At 69.1% G+C, this 21,644-nt stretch carries 18 protein-coding genes; 3 read left to right on the top strand and 15 right to left on the bottom strand.

The genetic code is table 11. The annotated features are described in order from the left end of the window. Positions 1-19 precede the first annotated feature (19 nt). From ACOZHM_RS02050 to ACOZHM_RS01995, 12 genes are all read right to left on the bottom strand, one after another. A complete protein-coding gene (locus tag ACOZHM_RS02050; protein WP_421567476.1) occupies positions 20-2,137 on the bottom strand; it encodes a TadG family pilus assembly protein in 2,118 nt (705 codons plus the stop codon). A gap of 70 nt (positions 2,138-2,207) precedes the next feature. After that, complete coding sequence (locus ACOZHM_RS02045) at positions 2,208-2,630, bottom strand: DUF3613 domain-containing protein (RefSeq protein WP_421567282.1); 423 nt, start codon at positions 2,628-2,630, stop codon at positions 2,208-2,210. Then, complete coding sequence (locus tag ACOZHM_RS02040) at positions 2,627-3,466, bottom strand: Flp pilus assembly protein TadD (RefSeq protein WP_421567281.1); 840 nt, start codon at positions 3,464-3,466, stop codon at positions 2,627-2,629. Before ACOZHM_RS02040 ends, ACOZHM_RS02045 begins: the two co-directional genes overlap by 4 nt. Before the next feature lie 2 nt (positions 3,467-3,468). Further along, entirely contained in the window at positions 3,469-4,419 is a 951-nt protein-coding gene (locus ACOZHM_RS02035) for a type II secretion system F family protein (RefSeq protein WP_421567280.1), read from the bottom strand. After that, on the bottom strand, positions 4,416-5,357 hold the full coding sequence (locus tag ACOZHM_RS02030) for a type II secretion system F family protein (protein WP_421567279.1): 942 nt from the start codon (positions 5,355-5,357) through the stop codon (positions 4,416-4,418). Before ACOZHM_RS02030 ends, ACOZHM_RS02035 begins: the two co-directional genes overlap by 4 nt. Positions 5,358-5,359: 2 nt before the next feature. Next, positions 5,360-6,724, bottom strand: coding sequence for a CpaF family protein (locus ACOZHM_RS02025; protein ID WP_421567278.1), 1,365 nt, complete (start codon positions 6,722-6,724; stop codon positions 5,360-5,362). Further along, complete coding sequence (locus tag ACOZHM_RS02020; protein ID WP_421567277.1) at positions 6,709-7,995, bottom strand: fimbrial protein; 1,287 nt, start codon at positions 7,993-7,995, stop codon at positions 6,709-6,711. Before ACOZHM_RS02020 ends, ACOZHM_RS02025 begins: the two co-directional genes overlap by 16 nt. 25 nt (positions 7,996-8,020) lie before the next feature. Next, the gene (locus ACOZHM_RS02015) at positions 8,021-9,373 is read right to left on the bottom strand and encodes a type II and III secretion system protein family protein (RefSeq protein WP_421567276.1); all 1,353 of its coding nucleotides are present in this window, start codon (positions 9,371-9,373) and stop codon (positions 8,021-8,023) included. Positions 9,374-9,392: 19 nt separating this feature from the next. Further along, entirely contained in the window at positions 9,393-10,421 is a 1,029-nt protein-coding gene (gene cpaB, locus ACOZHM_RS02010; protein ID WP_421567275.1) for a Flp pilus assembly protein CpaB, read from the bottom strand. Between the two features lie 31 nt (positions 10,422-10,452). After that, the gene (locus ACOZHM_RS02005; protein WP_421567274.1) at positions 10,453-10,920 is read right to left on the bottom strand and encodes a TadE/TadG family type IV pilus assembly protein; all 468 of its coding nucleotides are present in this window, start codon (positions 10,918-10,920) and stop codon (positions 10,453-10,455) included. Continuing rightward, the gene (locus tag ACOZHM_RS02000) at positions 10,917-11,462 is read right to left on the bottom strand and encodes an A24 family peptidase (RefSeq protein WP_421567273.1); all 546 of its coding nucleotides are present in this window, start codon (positions 11,460-11,462) and stop codon (positions 10,917-10,919) included. Before ACOZHM_RS02000 ends, ACOZHM_RS02005 begins: the two co-directional genes overlap by 4 nt. A 120-nt stretch (positions 11,463-11,582) precedes the next feature. Beyond that, on the bottom strand, positions 11,583-11,783 hold the full coding sequence (locus ACOZHM_RS01995; RefSeq protein ID WP_421567272.1) for a Flp family type IVb pilin: 201 nt from the start codon (positions 11,781-11,783) through the stop codon (positions 11,583-11,585). A 635-nt stretch (positions 11,784-12,418) separates the two neighbouring features. Between ACOZHM_RS01995 and ACOZHM_RS01990 the strand changes: the two genes are divergently transcribed. From ACOZHM_RS01990 to ACOZHM_RS01980, 3 genes are all read left to right on the top strand, one after another. Next, a complete protein-coding gene (locus ACOZHM_RS01990; protein ID WP_421567271.1) occupies positions 12,419-13,408 on the top strand; it encodes a helix-turn-helix domain-containing protein in 990 nt (329 codons plus the stop codon). A 213-nt stretch (positions 13,409-13,621) separates the two neighbouring features. After that, positions 13,622-17,584, top strand: coding sequence for a YadA-like family protein (locus tag ACOZHM_RS01985; protein WP_421567270.1), 3,963 nt, complete (start codon positions 13,622-13,624; stop codon positions 17,582-17,584). Positions 17,585-17,649: 65 nt separating this feature from the next. After that, complete coding sequence (locus ACOZHM_RS01980; protein ID WP_421567269.1) at positions 17,650-18,477, top strand: OmpA family protein; 828 nt, start codon at positions 17,650-17,652, stop codon at positions 18,475-18,477. A gap of 285 nt (positions 18,478-18,762) precedes the next feature. Here ACOZHM_RS01980 and ACOZHM_RS01975 read toward each other — a convergent pair whose 3' ends face one another. From ACOZHM_RS01975 to ACOZHM_RS01965, 3 genes are all read right to left on the bottom strand, one after another. Next, positions 18,763-19,164 carry an OsmC family protein gene (locus ACOZHM_RS01975; protein ID WP_421567268.1) on the bottom strand — a complete coding sequence of 134 codons (402 nt, stop codon included), beginning with the start codon at positions 19,162-19,164 and terminating at the stop codon, positions 18,763-18,765. A 66-nt stretch (positions 19,165-19,230) separates the two neighbouring features. Next, positions 19,231-20,091, bottom strand: a complete 861-nt coding sequence (locus tag ACOZHM_RS01970; protein ID WP_421567267.1) for an acid phosphatase — start codon at positions 20,089-20,091, stop codon at positions 19,231-19,233. Between the two features lie 89 nt (positions 20,092-20,180). After that, positions 20,181-21,644 carry an ATP-binding protein gene (locus tag ACOZHM_RS01965; RefSeq protein WP_421567266.1) on the bottom strand — a complete coding sequence of 488 codons (1,464 nt, stop codon included), beginning with the start codon at positions 21,642-21,644 and terminating at the stop codon, positions 20,181-20,183.

Genomic DNA, 21,644 nt, shown 5'->3' with positions numbered 1-21,644 from the left:
CGTGACCTGAGTTTCAAACTCAATAAACCAACTGGGCAGGATTGCACGCCGTGGCCTGCAGGTGCACGTCCGTACGTCCCAGTTCCAGCCCAAGGACCGTCGCCAGGGTGTTGGTCAGCAGGGTGCCCACGCCGTTGAGCAGGGGCTTGAGCAGGCCTTCCAGCACCGGCCGCAGCAGGGTGCACAGCAGTCCGCTGCAGGCCACCGCGTTGGTGCCCGGGTCGGTCACGCTGCCGCTGCCCTGGTAGGCGTCCAGCACCCCGGCCGGCGCGGTCTGCAGGTAGGAGGTGAGGTTGCCTTTGACGCAGGTGTTGTACGCCAGCAGGGTGCTGACCAGTCCACTGCAGCGGTTGATCACCAGACCCCCCAGCAGGGTGCCGAGCAGGCCGTCCAGTACGCCCAGGCCCTGGCCGGTGACCGTCGCGCGGTAACCGTCCCAGGCCGAGCCATCCTTGTAGCAGGTGACCAGGCCGAGCAGCCCGCAGGCATATGGCACACCGTTGTGCACCGTCCAGTCGCCGAAGGCGGGAATGCCCTGTGCCGACGAGCCGTTGCGCAGCAGCGCGATGGTCTTGTCTACGTCGTACAGCCCGTTGCCCGGGTTGGACGCCTTGAGGAACTGGTCGGCCAGCTGCCCGGAGGTACTGCTGGTGTCCATGCCCTTGGCCGCCGGGTTGAGCATGCCGCCGAGCACGCGCAGCAGCTGCTGCACCAGGTCGCTGACGGCGGTACCGATCTGCGCGCCGTTGATCCAGGTCGATTTGGTCTCGCCGGCAGCAAGGGTCAGGCTTTCGCTATGGGTCAGCGCGTTGAGCTGGATGCGGTCGTTGATCAGGGGCGCGCCAAACAGGGTAAGGAGCTGTTCGTTCTGCAGGCTGGCGTCGCATACGTTCTTCGTGGAGAACTTGTCGCTGTCGGCGACCTTGCCGACGCAGGCGCGCAGCACCGAGGAATCCACCTGGATGGTGGCCGTGGCCGGCTGGGCCGCGCACTGCAGGCTGGTCACGGTGCCCATGGCATTGGTGACGTCGGCATAGATGGGCAGCCGCAGGCGGATGCCGAGCACGCCCAGCACCTTGCCCAGCCCGAAGGCGAGGTTGTTGCTGTCGATGTCCAGGTTCACCCGCACCTGTGCGTTGTACGCCCGCGCGCCGACCCCGCCGATGGCGATGGAGGGCGGCTCGATCACGGCCGCCTTGGCCTGCACGCCCAGCACGTCCAGGTGGTTCACCGCCACCGCGCGCCCGCTGTTGGCGATGCTGATGCTGGTGGTGAGCAGGTCCAACGCGTTCACCTGTGCCTCGAGCGCGGCGCTGGCCGGGCCATCGGGTGCGACGATGCGGCCGAACAGGCCGCTGCCGGCGGCATCGCTGCCGAGCTGCACGTTGAGCGTGTCGATGTCCAGCTGCGTGGCCAGCGCGTTGCGCAGGGCGCGCAGGTCCACAGTGGCGGCACCGCTCTGCGCGAGCACGCTGGCGGTGGCGTCGAGCAGTTGGCCGAGCGAGACCTTGTGCGCGGCCAGCAGCGCGTTGAAATCGCCCACGCTGATGTTCGCATCCACCGGGATGCCCAATGCCTTGAGCAGGCCATTGGGCGTGATCTTCGCCTGCGCCAGTCCGTCGTAGCCGAGCAGCGTGGTCTGATCCAGGTCTACGCCGACCAGTTTGAGCACGCTGCCCAGCGGTGTATTGCCGTTGACCCGCAGCAGCTGCGAGCCGACGCTGAACACCGCCAGCGGCGGTGCGCGGGTGGCCACGGCCTGCGCGCGCACGGTGGGCAGGCTCTGGTTCTGGCCGAAGAAGGGCAGCACGGAGCGCTCGGCCACTACTTTCACCGCGTTCACCGGTGCGGCGGCCGCAGTGGCGAGGAAGTGATCTTCGCTGGCATGGGTGGGATTCCAGTCGCCGCATTGCACGTGCAGCGTCCCGGGGAAGCGGTTCGCGCTGAGCGCGTTGCTGCGCGCGGCGGTGTTGTCGGCGCGGTCGGCCGTACACAGGTCCAGGCGCTGGGCACCCGCCAGCGCGGACAGGTCGGCGATCTTCTGCACATCGCGCTTGGCCCAGTATAGGTAGCCGATCTCGACCAGGCCCAGCATGCCGACCAGCCCGACCATGAGCAGCATCATCGTCACCGACATACCACCGCGCTGCCGGCGTGGTCGCGGGCAGGGGCGTTGCACGGGGTGGAGCGGGCGGGCGCTCATCGGCCTATTCCCCGCTGCCGCTGCTGCCGCCGGAGACGTCCTTGCGCACGCTCTTTTCGAGGTACTCGGGAATGGGGTGACTGAAACTCTGCAGGTAGCGCGCGTAGCTGGCGGAGGCCTGGTCGCCGAGGATCGGCAGCCGGGCGCCGGCATGTTCGCCGCTGGCCTGCAACTGCAGTAGTGCGCGGGTGGTGTCGCCGATCTGGGGACGCGCGGGCAGGGCCAGTTGCACCGGCGCCGGGGCAACGACCGGCGGCGCCACCGACGGGGCGGCGGGCGCCACGACCGGCGCGGTCGGTGGGGCAACCGGCTCACCCAGCATCTGTCCGGTCAGCGGGCGTTGCTGGGCACTTGCCGCCGACGCGGCGAGCAGGGCGAGCCAGAGCAGTGCGGGGGAGGCAGAGAAGCAGCGGGCCGAAGCAGTCATGGCGTGTTCTCGTGTGCGGAATCGGAGCCACCGAAGCGTTCCAGCATCGGCGGGGCGAGCCTGTCGTCACTGCGTGTGGCAGGCGCGGGGGCACGCGCCCCGGCGGTGCTGGCGGTGGTACCGCGCAGCGGCGCGGCGGGCGCCCGCACCTGCGGCGGCTGCCGCAGCTGCTGGGCCAGGCGCATCACCTCCTGCCGCGTGGTGTCTGGCAACCCGGCGCTGCCGAGAATGCGCTCGGCCATCGCGGTGTCGTTGCGCAGCAGCGCCCAGACCGCCAGGTTGGCATTGGCCTTGGTGTTGCCCGGGCCCAGCTCGGCGGCCTTGGCCAGCGGTTCGCGGGCCTGTTCCAGCTGGCCTGCGCGCAGGCGGGCGAAGCCGAGGTCGCCGAGATAATCGGTGTTCAACGGCTGCAGCTGCACGGCACGCGCCAATGCCTGCTCGGCCTGGGTGTCGTCGCCATCGCGTATCGCGATCAGACCCAGCCCGTGCCAGGCCGCGGCGGCCTGTGGGCCATTGGCGAGGCTGGTATACAACGACCGCGCCGCCGGCAGCTGACCGGTCTCGCGCAGTGCATCGGCCTGCAGCAGACGCAAGGCCGGGCTGTCGCCGTAGCGCTGGCGGTAAGCATCCACATGGGCCAGCGAGGCGTAGTACGCGCCTTGTCGCTGCATCTGTCCGATCAGCTCCAGATACAGGCGCTTGTCGTCCTGCGGCGGCGTTTCCGGTCCGGCCAGGCTGACCGGATCCGGGCGGTAGGCATTGCGGGTGGAATGGCAGGCGCTGCACAGGGCAACGGCAGCCAACAGCACGGTGAGCGTAGCGGCGCGATTTCGCATGGTCAGGTGCCCAGTTTGGTCATGGCATCGGCCAGGGCGATGATCGCCGGGCCGGACAACACCAGCATCAGCGCCGGCAGCAGGGTCAGCATCATCACCACGGTCATCTTCACCGAGAGCTTGCCGACCCGTTCCTTGAGCGTGGCGCGGCGCTGTTCGCGCAGCCGCAGGCTGAACTGGCGCAGCGGTTCCTGCACCGCGCCGCCGTGTTCGTGGACCTGCAGCATGAGCTGCACCAGGCTGCGCAGGTCCTCGTCGTCGAACGATTCGCCGAGACGGCGCAGCGATTGCTGGCGAGTGCGCCCATGCATGTAGGCGACATTGGCCTGCTGGATCTCGCGGCCCAGTACCGGTATCGCGCCGCGCAGTTTCTCGCCCAGCGTCTGCAGGCTCTGGTCCATGCTGAAGCCCACGCCCTGCAGCAGGCGCAGCAGGTCGATCAGCAGCGGCAGTTCGGCGGTGGCGCGCTGGCGCAGCCGGGAGGCCCAGCTGCGCAGCGCGAACTTCGGCAGCAGCACGCCGAAGGCCAGCGCGCCGAGCATGACGAACACGCGCTGCACGCCGCTGGTGTCGAACAGCAGCAGTGCCAGCACCAGGCACAGCACTGCCAGCAGCACGCGCAGGCCGAGGAAGGCGGTGGTGCCGGCGCGGGTATTCCAGCCGGCCTGGTCGAGCAGCAGGCGGTCCTCCGGCGCGAGCAGCGCCGCTTCGATGCGACCGCCGTTGAAGCGCTCGCCCAGCGCGGCCAGCCAGGCCAGCCCGCGCGGCCCGGTCTCGGCGGCGGCGGTCGCAGCAGGCGCGGGCGGAGTGCCGTCGCGGCCACGCAACGCGCTCTGCAGCGTGGCGGCGGTACGCTGCTGGCGCCCGCTGAGCAGCAGGCCGGCGATGCCGAGCAGGGCCAGGCCGGCGGCAAGCACCAGCAGGGCGGCCGTCCACAACGTGGTGGCGTTCATAGCGAGCGCGCCAGGCGATACAGCAGGAAGGCGCCGACCAGCTCCAGCGCCAGGGCGCCACCGAGAATCTTGTGCCCCAGCGGCGCATGCAGCACAGGCTGGAAGAAGTCGGGGCTGGCGATCGCCATCAGCAGGCCGCACAGCGGTGGCAGCAGGCCCAGCACCCACGCCGACATGCGGGTCTCCGAGGTGGTGGCCATCAGTTCCTGCTGGGCCTGTTCAAGATCGCGCATGAAGTCGCTCATGCGCTGCAGAATCTGGTCCGAGCGCCCGCCGATGCGGATGCTGACGCCGAGCACCACGGCCAACACCTCCAGCGCATCGAGCCGGTAGGGGCGGGCGGCCTGGCTCAGGGCGCGGTCCAGGTCGAGCCCGCTGCGGGTGCCCGACAAGGTGTCGTCGAGCAGTGCGCGCAAGGGCGTGGACACCTGCTGGCTGGCCACCTGGAAGGCCATCTGCAGGCTGTTGCCGAGCGCGCTCAGGCGCACCAGGTTGTCGAGGAAGTCCGGCAGCTGGCGCAGCAGCTTGCGCTTGAGGCCAAGGATGCGCCGCGAGATCCATAGGCCCAGCACCAGTGCATACAGCCCCAGCGTGATCGGCCACATCCAGCCGGTGCCAATGCGGGCTGCCGCGATCCAGGCCAGCAGCAGGCCGGCGGCCAACCACAGCAGCGGCAACCCCCAGCCCGGTCGCAGGGCGGCGCGCTGCAGCACATCGTCCCAGGGCAGACCGCTTGGCGTGGCGGCAACGGTGGCCGCAGCCGGAGGGCGTGGCGTGGTGCCGGCCAGGGTCGGTACGGCGGGGGCGGCAGCGAGGCGCTGTTCGGCATGCTGCAGCGACACGCGCTGGCGCTCGCGGCGGCCCGCGCCCCACCACAGCTCGATGGCCACGGCCACCAGCACCAGCATCGCGCTGCACAGCAACAGCACCGTGGTCATGCTCAGTAGCCTCCGTCGAGCGCGTCGCGCAGCTGCTGGCGGAACGGTTCGAGCTTGTGCGAATGCGGGTGGAAGCCCAGCCCGATCCAGCGGTTGCGTTCCCTGCCGTCGGCGTCGATCTGCACTTCGTGACGGAACATCTCCTGGGTGCTGATCATGTTGTCGCCGACGCCGGTGATTTCCGTGATCGATACCAGCACGCGTCGCCCGCTGCCCAGGCGCGAGATCTGCACGATGAAATCGATCGCGCTGGCGATCTGCCGGCGCAGGCTGTCCTCGCTGCCCTGGAAGCCGGCGAAGCCGGCCAGCATCTCGATGCGGTACAGGCAATCACGCGGGGAGTTGGCGTGGATGGTGGCCATCGAACCGTCGTGGCCGGTGTTCATCGCCTGCAGCATTTCCAGCACCTCGGCGCCGCGCACCTCGCCGACCACGATGCGGTCCGGGCGCATGCGCAGGCTGTTGCGCACCAGGTCGCGGATGCTCACCGCACCCTGGCCGTCGGACCCGCCGATGCGGCTCTCCAGGCGCACCACGTGCGGATGGTTGAGTGAGAGCTCGGCGGTGTCTTCCACCGTGATGACCCGCTCGTCGGCCGGGATGTAGCTGGCCAGCGCGTTGAGCAGCGAGGTCTTGCCCGAGCTGGTGCCGCCCGACACCAGGATGTTGCAGCGGCCCAGCACCATCGCGTGCAGCAGCGCCTGCATGGCCGCATCGAAGGTGCCCATGCGCAGCAGTTCATCGGGCGTGAACGGGTCCTTGCGGAACTTGCGGATCGACACCATCGGGCCATCGACGGCCAGCGGCGAGATGATGGCGTTGAGGCGACCGCCATTGGGCAGGCGCGCATCCACCATCGGGTTGGATTCGTCCAGGCGCCGGCCGAGCGGCGCCAGGATGCGGCGCAGGATGCGCAGCAGATGGCTGTCGTCGCTGAAGCGCTGCGGCGCGCGCACCAGCCGCCCGCCCTGGGACACGTGGATGTCCTTGTAGCCGTTGATGAGGATGTCTTCGATGCTGGGGTCGTGCAGCAGGTCGTCGAGCGGACCGAAGCCGGTCAGCTCCTTGACCAGCGCACCGGCGACGATCTCCATCTCCGATTCATTGACCGGAATGCGCCATTCCTGCACGAAGATCGCGGTCTGGGTGTGCACGTAACGCGCCACCGTGTCCGGCGCCCACGCGTCGATGTCGATGCGTTCGTCCTCGATGCTGTTGAGCAGGTGCTCGTGGGCGGCTACCAGCACCTTCTGGTACTCGTCCGACTGGGCAAAGGGAAGATGCGGGTCCGGCGCAGGGCGTTGACCAGAACCGGGGCTGTCGGCGCCGGCAGACGGCGCGGCGAACGGCATCACTTTGACTTCCATTGGAGTCCCCCGAGGGCAAGAGCGATTTTTTCCCGCCAGCTGCGGGGCAGGGCGCGCGCGGCGGCCTCGTCCAGGTGCAGCAGCAGCGGCGTAAGGGCGCGCAGGTACGGATCGCGCGGGGCGTCCTGCAGCAGCAGATGGCCATGGTTGGCGCTGGCGCGCAGCCGGTGGCAGTCGGGCAGGGTGGCCAGCAGCGGCAGCGAGAAGCGGGCGGCGATCTGCGCGGGGCTGAGTCCGCCGTCCTCCTCGTGGCGGTTGACCACCAACTGCACGCGCGCATCGCGCACGCCCAGCGCATCGAGCTGCTTGAGTACCTGGTCCAGCGACACCAGCGTGCTGATCGCCTGGTCGGCAACCAGCCAGATTTCGTCGGCGCTGTTGAGCAGGGAGCGCGGCACCTGGCGTACGGGCACGCCGCCCAGATCGCACAGGACGGTCTCGAACACCCCGCGCAGGCGCTGCACCAGTACCGCCGGGTCGGCGATCAAGCCGCCTTCGCTGCCGGCCGGTTGACCGAGCAGGGTCAAGCCGCCCGGATGCCGGGTCATGGCGGTGCGCACCAGCGTGGCATCGATGCGGTTGGCATTGCGCAGCGCGTCGTCGTAGTGGAACTGACTGTCCAGATTGAGGTACAGCGCGGCGTCGCCGGCGGGCTGGCCCAGATCGAGCAGCAGCGTGGCATTGGAAGGCGGCGGTGGTTCCGCGCTGCTGCCATCGGCGGCGCCCGGGTGGCCAAGCTGCTGTGCCAGCACGCCCAGGTGGGCCGCCAGGGTGCTGCTGCCGACGCCGGCACGCACGCCCAGCAGCAACACCAGCCGCGCCTTGTGCACGGCGTCGGCCGGCACGCTGCGCACCGGGTGGGGCGCTGCACCTGCCCGGCGCAGCACGGCGTCGATGTCGCTGGTGGTCGACTCCAGGTCCAGGATGTCGCGCAATCCCATGCGCACCGCCGCCACGATGCCGTCGACCTGGTCCGGCGCGGTGGAGCCGACCGCCACCAGGGGAAGGTCCGGATGGCTGCGTTGCAGGTGGCGGGCCAGTTCGCTGGAGAGGCCGGCCGCCTCGCGACGATAGTCCAGCAGGATCACGCAGGGGGTGCCGCGCCGCTGCGCGTCGAGCGCATCGATGGGCGCGGCGCTGTCCTGCCACTGCACGCGCATGCCCACGGGAAGGCGTGCCTCAAGCAGTGTGGCCAGGTCGCGCGCAGGGGCGTAGAGCACCAGGTTCATGGGCGGGGGCGTCGGGTGCAGCAATTGGAGGGAGGCTGACATGGGTAGGTGCGTCCTTGCATGCCGTTCAGCGTGAGAAGCCGGGCAGCTGGTCCGACGACGCCGGGCTCAGCAGCCAGGCGCCCCAGACCGGCAGGTTGGGACGTGCTTCGCGGTCGCCGGGCAATGGCACGGTGGTGCCCTTGGCCAGCGGCTGCACCAGTCGCGGCGTCACGATGATCACCAGCTCCTTCTCCTCTTTCTTGTAGTTCAGGTTGCGGAAGAACGAGCCGATGATCGGCAGGTCGCCGAGCAGCGGAATCTTGTCCACGTTCGAGCTGACCGTGTTGCTGACCAGGCCGCCGATCACGAACGTCTCGCCATCGCCGAGTTCCACCGTAGTGTCCGCACGGCGGGTGGTGATCGACGGAATCTGCACCCCGTTGTAGGCAATGCCGGCGGCGTAGTTGAGGTCGCTGGCTTCGGGGGCGACCTTCAGCGCGATGCGGCCCGAGCCGAGCACGGTCGGGGTGACGGTGAGGCCGATGCCGAACGGCTTGAAGGTGACGGTGGTGGTGCCCAGTCCCTGCGGTTCCAGGATGGGCAGTTCGCCGCCGGCCAGGAAGCTGGCACTTTGTCCGGACAGCGCCACCAGCGTGGGTTCGGCCAGCACGCGCGCCATGCCGTTGCTTTGCAGCAGGTCGATGTTGGCGTCCCAGCCGTGCGTGAGCGACTTGAACACCAGGCCAAACGCCGATGACAGCGGGTTGGTGACCACGCTGGGGTCGGCGCCGCCGTCGCCGGAGGTGCCCGCGCCGGGCAGGCTGCCGCCGGGGCGGGTGATGCCGTAGAAGAAGCCGTTGTTGCGGTTGGCGAAACTCATGCCGATCTGGCGCAGCACGGTCTTGTTGAATTCGACCACCTTGACTTCGACCTGGACCACACCCCCGCTGGCCACGGTGGAGATGTCGGCCAACTGCCCACCGGTGCCCAGCGTGGCTTGCGCCGCCTTGCGGCTGTCTTCATGCGCCAGCAGGCTCGGTGCGCTGCCCTGCAGCAGGCCCTGCTGGTCCTGCACGGTCAGCTGCAGGTCGTCGTGCGCTGGAAGCGCGCCCTGGACCGCGCTGCGCACTTCCACCTGCAGCCGTTGCGGCTCGCCCTGCTGGCGGTGCCACAGCAGCAGCGTGGTGGTGCCAGGCGTCTTGCCGACCAGCAGCGCCTGCCGGGGTCCACGCAGCATCACCAGGTCGGCCACGCCGGGGTCGGCGATGGCCACCCGTTCCAGGTCGGCTGGCAGCGTCCACGGGCGCTGCTCGCGGGTCTGCAGCACCAGGTCGGGCGCGGCCAGTGCCAGCGCCGGGCACGCCGCCCACGCAAGCAGCAGGGCCAGCAGCGGGCGCCGGTGGAGGGTGCGGTGCGATGGAGCGTGGCATGACGTCATGGAAGCACTCTGCGAAGGCTCAGCGCGAGCCGCTGTGGGAGGAAACATCGCCGCGGATGATTTCGATGCCGCGATCCGGCCGCGGTGCCGCGCGTCGTGCCGGAAGGGCAGGTGCTGGCGCCGCTGCCGACGAGCGGGGACCGCGGCGCCCGGCCAGCGCGTCGGCATCGATGCCGGCAAACGCATCGTTCTCGGGGGTCGCCAGCGCAAGGCGCTGTTCCGGGCTGAGCTCGCGGCGTGGGCTGAGCACCGCGGCGGCGCTGGCGAACAGTGCCTGGTCGGGCAGGCCGTCATCGGCCGGGTTGCGCAGCGCCAGGAACAGCTTGCCCTGCTGCGCGCCCAGCAGCAGGCGGTTGGCCTCGGCCACCGGAACGGCCAGCACCGCGCTGCGCGCAGGGGCCTGTGCGCTGTTGCCGGTGGAGGTGGAGCTGCCGCCCTGGATGTCGCTGGCGCGGCTGTCGTTGTCGCCGTTGCCCGCCGGTTGCGCCGCGACCGCGGCTTGGCCAGGGGCGCTGTCGGCGGTGCCGTAGCTGAGCACGCGCAGGCGCGACAGCAGCAGGCGGGCCTGGGCCTGACCGTCGGTATTCATGCCGCTGGGCGCGCGCAGGTTGAGGAAGACATCGACATAGTCGCCGGGAAGAATCCGGTTGCCCGCAGCGACCAGTTCGTCCACCGGCACCGCCAGTGCGCGTTCGCCCGGATTGAGCCGCAGCGAATACCCCTGCGCCATCAGCGCACTGTCCAGCGCAGTGCCGGCGGCGATGTCGCGGACCGGTACCGCGCCGGTCGCTTCGGCAACGGTGCTGTAGCCGCCGGCATGCGCCTGCGCCGCCGTACCGACACGCAGGTCGGCGGCGGCGATGGGGCGGCCGGCCGGCAGCAGGGTGGCCGCTTCCACCACCGGCCACTGCTGTGGCTGCCCGGCGACGCTGGGCGCTGGGGCGGCCACCGTCTGCGCGGTGTGCCGGCTGACCGCAAGCGCGATCAGGGCCAGCACCAGGGCCAGCGCGATCAAGGCGGCGGCGGCGACGCGGGTCAGTTTGAGCATGCGACGGTCTCCAGGAAAAGGACGCTGCACATCACGGTGTCCCCAGGTCGAGCTGGGCCACCGCGGTACTGCGGATCGGTTCGGTGATGACCCAGCCGTACACGCGGCCGGTCCCCGGCAGGAAGGGTTTGGCGCCGTAGTCGTAGCTGACCGAGATCTGCATGCACTGCGCACTCGCCATCCCGCTGCAGGGCGCGGGCGCGGACACGACGATCGGCGGCGCGGCGGCCGCGTTGCAGTCGGGTTGTTGCCCGGCATAGGTGAGCAGCCACTGCATGGAGCGCTTGGCGGCCTGGCAGGCGGCCACGCGCCGCTCCGGTGGGGTGGCGTAACGCAGCGAGGCGCGCGCGCCTTCGGCCGACGCCAGTGACAACGTCTGTTGCACCGCCATGATCATCACGCCGGTGTAGGTCAGCATCAGCAGCGGCAGCAGCCCGAAGATGAGCATGAGGGCAAATTCGATGGTGGCCGCACCACGTGCGCGCGATGCGAATGTCATGAGCGATCTCCCTGCAGTTGCCACAGCACCAGCGCGAGCGTGGCGAAGGCCAGGTACGCGGCGTACGGAATGCCAACCCGGCCCTGGCGCGCACCGCGCATGTCGCGCGCCATCGGGCGGCGCTGCCACTGCTGGACCGCACGGTCGCGCAGCAGTTGCAGCCGCAGGGGCAGCGCGCCGGCGAGTTGCCGCGTCAGCAGCAGGCCCAGCACATGCGCGCCGGCCAGCAGGCTGCTGATCAGCCACAACGGCAGCAGTGCCTGCCAGCCCAGCAGCAAGCCCAGCACCGCGAAATACTTGACGTCGCCTGCGCCCATCCATCCCACCAGATAGAACGGAAGCAGCGCGGCCAGGCCGATTGCCGCGCCGCCGACATGCGGCAGCAAGGGTGTGGCGGCCCCTGTGATCTGGCTGCCCAGCAGCCACGCGCCCGCCGCCGCAGCGGCAACCGCCAGCCATGCATTGGGCACGCGTCGCGCGTACAGATCGCTGATCGCGATCCGCAGGCTCAACAGCACGGCCAACAGCGGCAACAGGGACATCCGGTACCCCCTCCAGAGTTGCGTGATGCATCCAAATCCCTCGCCAGGCCAAGCGACACCGCTGCCGCGGGCGACAGGCCCGCAGACGGATCGGTGCAGGCTTGGCCTGGCGCCGAACGATCAGGTCGTGGTGGTGCCGGCGCCACCGATGGTGGTGCTGACCAGGTCCTTGAGCTTGGTGAAGAGCACGGTGAACATCTCCGTCAGCCCGTTCTTGCCAGCCACGACCAGCACGCCGGCGATCACGGCGGCCAACAGCCCGTACTCGAGCGCGGTAACGCCCTCTTCTTCTGCAATGAACTTGCGGATGGAGGTATTCATGACGGTCTTCTCCCTGTTCCAGTCAATACATCGAGATGCCAGCGTGGGGCGGCGCGGCCCGGTTCCACCGGCGGCCACCCGTTCACCCGTGCGGTCCCTGCACGGGCTTGCGGCCAATAACGGCCGCCGGCCCAACGGGCATCGACCCGTTGGACCCGATCCGGTCAACAGGGGACAGGTGGCATCGTGATGCGGAGCGGCCGCTCCCGCACGTGGCGGTGGGCAGGCTCGCGCGACGTATCCAGCATTTCCATTGCATTCCCCCGTTTAGCAGTCTGGTTTCCGCCAAGGAACTGCCAGCACTGCGTTGGATAATCCTCAACCCGCGCAGGCGCAGGTAATGCACAAAATCGGCAGGACCGTTCTCAACTTTAGTATTCCGTGTTGCCGTGGTGTATGGAAAACTAAATGAAGATTGCGTTGTTGTCGGGTGAAATCGGCGTGACGACGAATCATTGACGCTTATCTATGCGTTGTTTGCCAAAAATGTGAGGAAAAGCCGGCGTCGGATTATCTGTCGTAAATAACTTGTATTTGGCCAGTGAAGTTGTTGCATACTGCGCTCCAGCGCGGTGACGGTTTTCGGATAACGCGCCTTCGCCCGGCAAGCAAGCCACCCTTGGGAAATCACTGTCATGGCAGATAGTGCAGTGGAAGGCAGTGCAGAGGCAGCACTCAAATCACTTGACCTGGCAACCTTGGGCGGCGTGCTGCGTGTCTGTGAGCTGGAACTGGTGCTGCTGGATGGCAACGGGCCGCGTGCGGCGATCCACTCCCAGGTCCACGATGAATCCCTGTTCTGTACGGCGACCTGCGGCTTCCAGTTCCGCGGGCGCTTCATGCTGCCGCAGGACTGGTGCCTGCTGGGATTCGTGCATGCCACCGACGAGGCGCACAGCTGGTGCCATGGGGTGACGCTGAGTGCAGGCATGGCATTGACCGTGCTGCCGGAAGGCATCAGCGAGTTCGCCTTCAGTGCGGGCACCCGGCTCAGCCTGATGCTGACGCCCATGCGCCGCGTGCAGCGCAAGCTCACCGAGTTGAGCCTGCGCAGCAGCCTGCCGTCTGGGCAGGCGCTTTCGTTGTTCCAGGCCAACAACGAAGACGGCACCTCGCGGCTGGCGCAGCGGTATGCGCAGCTGCCGACCTGGCTGGATGCCGCCGGCAGCGGGATGCCGGCCGACGCGGTCGAATCGCTGTTGCACGACCATGTGCAGGCGCTGCTCAGCGGCGATGGCCAGGAACGCCCGGGCAGTACGCGGGCACGGCGCGCGCATTACCTGATCGCGCAGCGTGCGGAGAATTTCATGCGGCAGAATCTGCGCCGCTATATCTATATGCATGAAATATGTGACGCGGCCGGGGTCAGCGAGCGGGCATTGCGCTACGCCTTCGAAGATCTGTTTGGCACCTCGCCCAACCGGTATCTGTCCATGCTGCGGCTGTGCGCGGCCTGCCGTGGACTTTCCATGGCCGACGCCAACCGTAAATCGGTCAAGGCGGTAGCGCTCAGCTGCGGCCTGTGGGATCTGTCGCGCTTTGCCGACAATTATCGGCGCGTGTTCGGTGAGCTTCCGCGCGACACGCTGATGCGTGCGCCCGCGTCGATCAGCAGCCCGGCCTGAATCACCGCTGCGGCGGTATGTCCTGAATGCACCTTTCCGGCAATCTGCCGGAATTGCCCATGCCGCTGCCGGTTTTCCCCGTTGTCTTGCCGGAACGCACGTTCGTGCTGCCGGAATGAGGTGCCCGCGTGTCGACGCCGGGACTGTAATGAGTCCACCTGCCCAAGGGCACGGACGCGCAGTCCACAACGTACGTTCACGGGGGAATATCTGATGAACCGCATCTTTCGACTGGTCTGGAGCCACCGGCTGAATGCCCTGGTGGTTGTCTCGGAAATCGCCACGGCCCGTGGCAGCCTCGCGGCGGGCCCGGTCGTGGTGCACCTCAAAGTGCCGCTGTCAGTGCTGTCGATCGGGCTGGCCTTCGCGCTGGGCAGTGGTTCGGCGCTGGCGGCGCAGAACCAGACCCTGGCCGATCTTGAGGCACTGACCGACAAGTACGCACCGCTGCCGGTGCAGGTGGACGCCAACGTGGCGCTGGCGACGGTGCTGCACAGCGCCCAAGCTGTGCCGCAGCTGGCGACCGATGCCAGCGTGCAGGTGAATGTTGGGGCCGTGACGACATCCGTGCCGCCGATCCACGCGAACGTGGCGGCGAAGGCACAGACGGCGCTGCCGGTGCGCATCGCAGTGCCGTCCGCGCCGGTCGCCGCGCTGGCCGCGTCCACCCCCGTCGCGGCCCTGAAAACGACGGTGCGGACCGCGCTGCAGGCAACGCCTGTCACGGCAACGGCACCGGCCGCTGCCGTACACGTTGCGGCGGTTGCCGCAGGCGGCGCGCATGCCACTGTGGGTGCCGTCGTGGATTCGACCGTTGCGGTGGGCAAGGAAGAGCCGGCCAGCGACGGTGTCGACGACGCGACGCGGACCTCTCTGCAGTCCGGTGTGGCCGGCAATGCAAGCCTGCAGAACGTGGCCGTGCAGGTCGCGGCGGCGGACCGCAACCCGAAAGTGGTCGACGCCGATATCAGCGTGCAGGCCACGGCACTGGATACCTCGCGCCAGGGCCTGCTGGGCGGCGTGCTGGGCAGTGTCGGCGATGTGCTGGGCAACGTGGGCGGCACCCTGGGCTCGGTCGGCAGCACGCTGGGCGACGCTGGCCTGCTCGGCAACCTGGGCAGCGGGCTGGGCAGCACGGTGAGCAGCGTGGGCACGGTCGTGGGCAACCTCGGCACCACCCTGGGTGGCAGCACCGGCAGTGTCGGCGTGGTGCCGGCTTCATTGCAGCCGGGCAACCCGAAGGCGCCGGCACCGGCGGATCCGGGCGCCGGTCTGATCATCGGCACCGGTGGGCTGACCGGTTCGCTGGGCGAACTGGTGGGGCCGACCGCGCAGGGGCTGCTCGGTGGCGACGGCTATATGCGCAACGGCAACCTGGCGGTCAGCAGCGCCAACGTGATGCAGACCTATTCGGTCACCAACGTGCTGGGCCTGCCGCTGGTCAACCTGACCCCGGTGGGGTCGCTGCTGAACGGCCTGGGTGGCGCCACCACGGGCGGCAGTTCGCACCTGACCCTGATCGGCGGGGTGACCTCCGACAGTTACATCTACAACATCAACAACGGTAACCCGAACGGCCTGCTGGGCCTGGTGCTGCCGGATGGGTCGCCGGCGTGGTCCAACTCCTGCCTGGACGTTCTGGGGGTGGTCAGTATCGACTGCTGGGCGGTCAACGCGGCGCAGGACTACCAGGTGCTGATGGGCGACGGCGCCTATGCCAACGGTTCGCGTGAGGTGGTGATCGGCGCGAACGCGCGGCATCAGCTGCCACTGGTGGATGCCAATGTGGCGTTCCCGGGCGCGGGAGCAAATGATGCAACCGACCCCACCGGGGTTCCCACGGCCGATTACGCCGCGCGCATGGGGCATTCGGTGGTGGTCGGCGACAGCGCCAGTGGCACCGCCAATGGCCAGGTGCTGCTGGGTGCGGAAGCCACGTCCAACCAGGCCAATAGCGTTGCACTGGGCTTCCGCAGTGCGGCTGACCGCGGTGCGCAGGCCAGCTACACCGCCTACGGCCTGACCGCCGCGCAGGTCTCGGCCGGCGAAGTGTCGGTGGGCGTGGCCGGCAGCGAGCGGCAGATCAGCAATGTGGCGGCCGGCAGCGCGGCAACCGACGCGGTCAACGTGGCCCAGTTGCAGGGGGCGATTTCGCTGGTCAACGCCGCCGACATCTTCGCTGTGTCGTACGACGACGACGGTACCGGCCAGCCGAACTATGCGCGGGTGACGCTGGGCAATGGGGGTGGCCCGACCACCATCGGCAACCTGGCCGCCGGCGCGGTCACGGCCACCAGCACTGAGGCGGTCAACGGCAGCCAGCTGTCGGCCACCAACAGCGCAGTGGTGGATTACTTCGGCGGCCTGACCGCCTTCGACCCGGCGACCGGCACCTGGACCGCGCCGAGCTTCCAGATCAGCACCATCTCCACCGGCGGCGCGGTCGCCCAGGGCGTGTACGACAACGCCAGCGATGCGTTCGCGGCGGTCGATGGCTCCCTGGTCAATCTCAACACCCAGATCAGTAACCTGACCAATGGTGCGGCGATGCACTACCTGAAGGTCAACTCCACCGGCAGTGATGCCGCTGCCACGGGCATCGACAGCATTGCCGTCGGCGAAGGTGCGACCGCCACGGCGGACGACGCCATCGCGGTGGGCGCTGGCGCGACCGCCACCCGCAGCCGCACGGTGTCCGTGGGCGCGGCGGGCAGCGAACGCCAGGTGGTGAACGTGGCCGCCGGCACCCAGGCCACCGACGCGGTGAACATGGCACAGCTGCTGGACACCAACGAAGCGCTGGTGACCTACCTGGGCGGCACGACCGCGTTCGACAGCGCTACCGGCCTGTGGACGGCACCGACCTTCAACATCTCGGCCTTCAGCCCGACCGGCGCCGCCACCACCACCGCGTACGGCGACGTCACCGGTGCGTTCGACGCGGTGAACAGCTCGCTCAACGTCCTCAATACCCGCATCAGCCAGACGCAGCCCGGTTCGCCCAGCCCGTTCGTGCAGGTCAACTCGACCAAGGCCGGCGCCAGTGCAGGCGGCGCGGACAGCATCGCCATCGGGCCGCTCGCCAATGCCAGCGGGGCAGGCAGCACGGCCATCGGCGACGGCGCCAGCGCCAGTGCCGACAACAGCGTGGCGCTGGGCGGCGGCGCGGTGGCCAGCGTGGGCGCGCAGAGCGGCTACACCGGTGCCTACGGTGCGGCCGGTGCCAGCAGTTCGGTGGGCGAGGTCGCGGTGGGCAGCACGGGTGCCGAACGCAAGGTCACCCATGTGGCCGACGGGTCGGATCAGTACGACGCGGTCAACGTTGGCCAGCTGCAGAACGGCGTCACCTATGCCATCGACCAGTCCAAGGCCTACACCGACACGCAGATCAACAACATCAACAACGGCACCTCGGGCATGTTCCAGGTGAACAACAGCAACGCGCTGGCAGCGCCTGCGGCCAGCGGTGCCAACTCGGTGGCCGGTGGCGCCGGTGCGAGTGCAGCCGGCGCCAACAGCACGGCATTGGGCAATGGCGCCAGCGCCACTGCGGGCAACGCCGTGGCGCTGGGCGCGGGTTCGGTGGCCACCCGCGACAACACGGTGTCGGTGGGCAGCGCCGGCGCGGAACGCCAGATCACCAACGTCGGCGATGGCAGCGCGGCCACCGATGCGGTCAACCTGCGCCAGCTGCAGGCATCGCAGCAGGGCACCATCCGCTACGACAGCACCGTCAACGGCGCGACCAACTTCAACAGCGTCACCCTGGGTGGCAGCGGTTCGGGCCCGACCACGGTGCACAACGTGGCGGCCGGTACGGCCGGCACCGACGCGGTGAACGTGGATCAGCTGCGCGCCGGCATGAACCAGACGCTGGACTGGTCCAAGACCTACACCGACCAGCGCATGGACGGCTTCGACCGCGACCTGCGGCGCACCGACAACCGCGCATCGGCGGGCGTGGCGGCGGCCATGGCCGTGGCGGGTCTGCCGCAGCCCTATGAGGCCGGACGCAGCATGGCCTCGATCGCGGCCGGCAGCTACAACGGCGAGTCGGGCGTGGCGGTCGGCATCTCCGGCGTCTCCGACGGTGGCCGCTTGATCTACAAGTTCAGCGGTTCGACCAACAGCCGCGGGGAAGGCGGCATATCGGTCGGTGCCGGCCTCCAGTGGTGAGCCGAACGGTGCCGGCCGCGCCGGCACCGTTCGATCCAGAGCCGCCTTGTTCACAGGGGAACATGATGACCGCTCCACACCCGCACGAACCCACTGCGTTGCTGCGCTCGCTGGCGCTGGGCCTGGCCGTACTGCTGTTCAGCGCCTGCTCCAGCAGCGCCACACCGCGCGCCGCGACCGCCGCCGATACTCCCGAGTTTCCCGATCCCGCGCGCGCCTCGCTGAAGGAGGGGATGTTCGTCGATCTCGACAACCTGCGCCTGTTCGCGCGCGGCATGAGCAAGCGCCAGTTGTATGCGCTGCTGGGCACGCCCCACTTCAATGAAGGCATGTGGGGGGTGCGCGAATGGAACTACCTGTTCAACTTCCGCAGCAACCCGAACGGCGACTACTTCACCTGCCAGTTCCAGGTGCAGTTCGACAGCAAGGGCATCGCCCAGGCGGGGTACTGGAAGCCCCAGGCGTGCGCGGCATTGCTGCAGCCGCCGGCACCCGCGCCGGCACCGGCGCCGATGCCCGCCGAGCCGGTGCGCCTGGCGGCGGATGCACTGTTCGGGTTCGACAGTGCGGCGTTGACCCCTGCCGGCCGCCAGAGCGTTGACGCGCTGCTGCAGCAGGTGCGCAGCGCCAGCCAGGTGCAGACCATCCAGGTGGCCGGCTACACCGACCGCATCGGCAGCGATGCCTACAACCGGCAGCTGTCGCAGCGCCGCGCCGATGCGGTGCGCGAGGTGCTGGTGCAGGGCGGTGTTCCGGCAACGGCGATTGTTGCCGAAGGACGGGGCAGCGCGCAGCCGCTCGTGCAGTGCGGCCCACTCGCCAGACAGGTCTTGATTGCCTGCCTGGCGCCCAACCGACGCGTGGAGGTCTCCGGCGTGGCCCGAGCCCGTTGAACTGCGCTGCCGCTTGCCGGCAGCGCCCCGATCCGCCCGATACCCAGGCCAGTGCGCCGCGGTGTCGGCACAGCTTGACCTGGCCCGTTGCCGACCGCGGGATGTCTCCCCCGTCATCGCTCCGGTGGTGGCGGGCCAGGTCATCAGGCTTCACCGGTTACATCCGCACCCGCTGTCCGCCACGACGCTCTCCGGTGGCGGACAGTGCACGGCCTTGACCTGGCTCGTCGCCCGCTACGCGATGTCTCCCCCGTCATCAGTGCATGGCGGCGGGCCGGGTCATTGTTACTGCGCCGACGCGGCGCGCTCGCTGGTGATGACCGCGCCTTCGCGCATCACCAGGGTCACCGGGGTCTTCTCGACCACCTCGAGCAATCGCTGCCACTGCGCGTCGCTGAGCACTCCGCTGGCATGCAGCACGCGGTGCACCAGCAGCTTGCCGGCCGCGTCGCGCGACGAGGACAGTTCGGCGCGGAACTCGCCCAGTGCCCAGCCCTTCTTTTCGGCGTACATGCGCAAGGTGATGGCCGTGCACGCGGCGAGCGCGGCGAGGTAGAGCTCGAACGGCGCCATGCCGGCGCCCTGGCCGCCCAGCGTGGCCGGCTCATCGGCCAGCACGGCATGCGCGCCACTGTGGATGCGGTGCAGGTAATTGGGGCCATCGGAAACGATCTGGACCTGTGCCATTGGGGGGAGCCTTGTGCGTACGGAATGCCGGCGCAGAGCATGCCACGCCCGCCGCCCCGGCACAGCCTATTCAACCCCGGGTATCTTCACCGCCAGCGCGTTTGCCTCGGCCTCGCAGTCCTGTGCCTGCACGCCATTGCCGCGCAGGGCATTGATCTCGGCGCGGGCCGCGGCCATGTCGGCGTTGAAATCGGCATTGGCGTGCAGGCTGGCCACGGCGCCGGCCGCCACGACGCGCCCCTGCAGGATGTCGCTCTGCCAGTGCGCGTTGCAGATCAACCGGTTCTCGCCGAAGGCGCGGCCGCGCGCGAGCAGCGCGTCTGCCTGCGCGGGGCTCAGTTCGGTGAGCAGCAGTGCCCAGGCCCAGCCGATGGCGGTATGCCCGGACGGATAGGAGCCATCGGTACGCAGCTGGGCCTCGTCGGTGGGGAAACAGGTCGCTTCTTTGTAGAACACGAACGGCCGCGTGCGCTTGTAATGGTCCTTGGCCGCGTATGTGGCGAGCCCGGCATCGACCAGGCTGCGCTGCAGCAGCAGGTAGAGCCGGGGCGTCTCCTGCTGGCCCACCGGCACGCCGAGCGCGCATGAGAACGTGCTGGCCACCTGCGGAAAGCGCAGGTCGGCATCGCGGCGGGCCAGTGCGTAGCGCGGGCTGCCCTTGAGCTTCTGCGAGGCGCGGCTCACGGCCTGGTCGCGGGCGAATCCGGGCGTTCCCTTGGCGGGCGGCGGCGGCAGCAGCGCGAGACTGTCGGGCAGGGCACGGCCGAGATAGCCTGCCGGTACACCCGGGCGCAGTTCCGGCACCGGCGCGGGGGGCGGCGCCGCGGCGGGAATCAATGCCGGCGACGGGCTGGTCAACGGCCCCGTTGCGCAGCCCGCAAGCAGGGCTGCCACGATCAGCAGCGAGGTGTTCGACACAGCAGCCATGGCGGACTCCAATCCGGACGCATGGCTGCAATCTGTCGTCGGCCGGCGTTGCGCACAACCGCCTTTCTACGTGGTGCGCGCCAGTAGTTCTACTGGGGCGGCGCGCGGCGCGCGGCATCCGGTAGCGGGAAGCGCACTTCGATCCGCGTGCCACCCAGCGGGCTGGCGCCGACGAGCAGGGTGCCGCCGAGCAGGCGTGCCCGTTCTTCCATGCTGATCAGTCCCAGCCCGGGCGCCGGCGCAATGCGACCGGCCGGAATGCCGATGCCATCGTCGTCCACCCGCAGCACCAGGTGCTGTCCGCGCACGCAGACCAGCACGTCGGCCACGCTGGCACGCGCGTGCTTGTCCACGTTGTTGAGCGCCTCCTGGACGATGCGGAACAGGCTCAGCTCCTGGTCGTCGGTGAGGCGCGGCGGCGCTTCGATACTGCAGCGCAGGCGCAGGCGTCCGCGCGCATTGCGCTTGATGCAGAACGCGTCGAGCGCGCTGGCCAGCCCGGTGAAGCGCAGGATGCTGGGATGCAGTTCGTGCGAGATCGAGCGGATGTCGTTGGATACTGCCAGCAGCTGGTCCTGCAGCTCCACCACGCTGGGGCGCTCGGCGGCGGGAATCTGGTTGCGCAGGGTACTCAGCCGGATCGAGATCGCGGCCAGGGACTGGTTCACGTCATCATGCAGGTCGCGCGCGATGCGGGTGCGCTCTTCCTCCTGCACCACCAGCATGCGGCCGGTCACTTCGCCGAGGCGCTGATAGGCACGATTGAGTTTGATCCGGTTGGAGAGTTTCTGGTCGGACAACGCGCCGAGGAACAGCAACGCAAAGCCGGTGCACAGCGTCCACACCTGGCCGGTGAGCAGGTTGCGCGGGACATCCCAGAAGCCGAACGGCCCGATGCCCACCACGCCCAGCTGCATGCCGAGCAGCGCCACCAGGAGCATGCAGATCGATGCACCGGCGATGCCGAACACGATGAGCGTCCAGACCAGCAGCGGGATGGGGGCGAGTGTCAGCAATGGGGTGACCACGCCGTCCTGCCATTTCACCGTCCACAACATCACCAGCAGGGAAAACAGCAGCACGGCCATGGCGACGGTCCGCCAGTGCCATCCATGCCTGCGCTCGGGTACCTCGACGATGCGCGCCACATTCACCAGCAGCGGAACCACCAGCAGATAGCTCACGCTGCTGCTGAGCGCGACCGCGCGCATGACCTGCGGCGACAACAGCGCCGGGCGCCCGCCGGATGCCAGTGCATACCACCAGGCACTGCACAGCGGCAGCAGCACACAGGCCAGAAGCATGAACAGCGTCAGGTCGCGGTAGTCTTCCAACCCGGCGCGCTCGCCCCGCCACCGCAACAGCAGCCAGGCCACCACCGCGACCATGGCGAACTCGCCGAGACTGGCCAGCAGGCGCGGCACTGCCGACATGGGCACCAGCAGCAGCGACAGCACGGTGCCGGCACACGCCGCCAGGATGCAGCCGCGCCACTGCGGGCGCGGAGTGAACAGCAACCAGCCCAACAGCAGCGGCCCGGGAAGCCACAACAC

Origin of the sequence: Stenotrophomonas sp. PD6, from assembly GCF_049199305.1 — a bacterium.
Classification (GTDB): domain Bacteria; phylum Pseudomonadota; class Gammaproteobacteria; order Xanthomonadales; family Xanthomonadaceae; genus Stenotrophomonas.
The sequence above is the reverse complement of the archived record's forward strand: the minus strand, read 5'-3'. Positions and strand labels throughout refer to the sequence as shown.